General features: G+C 26.1%; 2 protein-coding genes. Both read right to left on the reverse strand.

What is annotated here, in order from left to right:
* A partial coding sequence (locus GBZ86_RS15705) for a carboxypeptidase-like regulatory domain-containing protein (RefSeq protein ID WP_152892223.1) occupies positions 1 to 477 on the reverse strand: 477 nt, incomplete at its 3' end.
* A gap of 174 nt (positions 478 to 651) precedes the next feature.
* Positions 652 to 1,581: a hypothetical protein gene (locus tag GBZ86_RS15710; protein ID WP_152892225.1), complete on the reverse strand. Its 930-nt coding sequence runs from the start codon at positions 1,579 to 1,581 to the stop codon at positions 652 to 654.
* Positions 1,582 to 1,604 lie beyond the last annotated feature (23 nt).

Consider the following 1,604-nt stretch of genomic DNA (forward strand, 5'->3'; position numbering starts at 1 on the left):
ATTATTTATTCTGTATAAATAAATTACAGCTCCTTTTATAATGGCATATTCATTATTTGTTAATATGCCATTAATTGCACCAAATAAAGCATTTGAATCATTAGATAATGTAAAATTTATAATTTTATTTTCTCCATTTTGTAAAGAAAAAGAATTTGAATGATTTAAAATTTTGCCTGTAGCAGTGGCTAATATTTTATACATATTACTTGGCGGTATGAAATTTATAACATATTTCCCGTTAGTATCTGTTCTTACATAAGTTAAAGGCTCTAGATTACTATCTATTAGTTTAACTATAGCATTTTTTATAGGCATATTTAAAGTATCTACAATTTTTCCTGAAATTGATGCACCTATGTTTATTTCATTAGCATTAGAATAAAGATTTATATCTGCTTTTACATCAATATCCTTTTCAGTAATTTCTATGGTATGAGACTTAGTTAAATTATATTTATCTCTTCTTATTTGCATGTAAATCCTCCTTAAAATTAATTTTTAAGTAGTTATATATAGTACGAAAAAATGAAAAAATTTGTGAATAAATGAAAGTAAAGTAAATTTGATTTTGAATATATAAGTTATAATATATAAATTTATAAAGCATGTATTAGAATAGTAAATTCAGAGTATTAAAAATTTTTTTATTTAAATATTTTTAATTAATTTTTTATTAGTATAGGAGTTTATTTGACTTAAAGAATCAGCCCCTATTATATTAGCAAATGTACATATACCTAAAGGTGTTTGTAGTTTAATCAAAGCGTTAATAGTTGTTATTATTCCTTCAGTAACACCTGTAGTTCGACCAATTTTTAACAACTTCATATTTAAGGTAGCATCAATAGTTCCTTGAACTTTACCTACAAAATCTATTTCAGTAGTATACTCTATATTAGGGAAAATTTCAGCAATAGCACAATCAACATGATTAGGAAAAATAGGAAATAAAGGATTATCAACACTCATATATACATATCTAGATAATTTAGCTACAGGTTCACCAGAATAATCTGCATTGCCTGGCTGAATAATAGGTGTTCCTATTGGAAGAGAATTAAAATCGCATAAAACATGATTATTACTTAATATATAAGGTCTATTGTCATAATTATCAAAAACAATAGCACCTATTGAACCAGCAGTATTTCTATTAGCAGGACTTATGCTATAACCAGCTTTTAATGGACGTATTTTAGAGCCTAAAAATGGAGGATGATAATAGCTTTCACTTTGTAAAGGAGGAGCAGATGGAAGTGGTGGCGCAGATGGTAGAGGTGGAGCAGATGGTAAAGGTGGTGCTGAGGGCGTAATATTACTTGAGTTAAAGTTAAAATCACCTACTTCTATAACATCTGTTTTTAATCCTAAAAAATTTGAAGGTATTAAATCTTGTTTGTATAATTTGTTTAAAGGCAATTTTTCTTTTACAAGAACGTGTAAGCTAGGTTCTTCTGTAATTATGCTTTTAGTGGTTTTAAATCCTAATCCTAATCCCATTACATTTTTTTTCCCAAAAAAAATTTTATTATATTTATTAATAACATCAATTATAGAATTTTCTAATAAAAAACCCATAAAAACTCTCCTTAGATTAAAAT

The organism is Clostridium tarantellae, assembly GCF_009295725.1.
Classification (GTDB): Bacteria; Bacillota; Clostridia; order Clostridiales; family Clostridiaceae; genus Sarcina; species Sarcina tarantellae.